The sequence below is a fragment of the Streptomyces canarius genome (assembly GCF_014650735.1).
In the GTDB taxonomy this organism is placed as follows: Bacteria; Actinomycetota; Actinomycetes; order Streptomycetales; family Streptomycetaceae; genus Streptomyces; species Streptomyces olivaceoviridis.
This window is the reverse complement of sequence record NZ_BMVN01000228.1, coordinates 1-715: the sequence shown is the minus strand read 5'-3', so window position 1 is coordinate 715 and position 715 is coordinate 1. Positions and strand designations below refer to the sequence as shown.

General features: G+C 68.4%; 1 protein-coding gene. It reads left to right on the top strand.

Going from position 1 to position 715, the window contains the following annotated elements:
- Nucleotides 1-56: 56 nt before the first annotated feature.
- The coding region (locus IE294_RS47015) for an IS701 family transposase (protein ID WP_189895423.1) at nucleotides 57-715 on the top strand (659 nt) is incomplete at its 3' end.

Here is a 715-nt window from a genome sequence, read left to right as displayed (position 1 = left end):
CTAGTAGGACTCCGTTAGGTCTGTCTGTCTGCCGTGTTCAGGGGCAGGAGGACTGTGTGGACGCACATGAAGTCAATCGTGTTCGGGCGACGTTGGCGTTATTCGTGGCGGACGTGTTCGCCTCGGTGCCGCGCAAGGACCAGCGGGCCAAGGGCGACTGCTATCTGCGGGGACTGATGATGGACGGCCGCCGCAAGTCCATCCAGGCCATGGCCTCGCGGTTGCCGGACGGCAACGAGCAGAACCTGCAGCAGTTCGTGAACCAGTCCACGTGGGATCCCGTGCCGGTGCGCCGGCGGATCGCTGAGCGGATGGTGCCGCAGGTCGGCCCGGACGCCTGGGCGGTCGATGACGTGTCCTTCCCCAAGGACGGCAGGATGTCGGTGGCGGTCGCCCACCAGTACTGCGGTGCGCTGGGCAAGCAGGCCAACTGCCAGGTCGCCGTCAGTGTGCACGCGGTCTCCGACACAGCCTCGTGCCCGCTGAACTGGCGGCTGTTCCTGCCCCGGGAATGGGCGGATGACGCCGTCCGGCGCCGGCGGACCGTCATCCCCGAGGACGTCGGGCACCGGGAGAAGTGGCGCCTCGCACTGGACGCCCTGGACGAACTGGCGGGATGGGGGCTGATGCCGCCGGTGGTGGTGGCGGATGCCGGCTACGGCCAGAACGCCGACTTCCGCGCTGGGCTGGCCGAGCGGGACATCGCATACGTGGT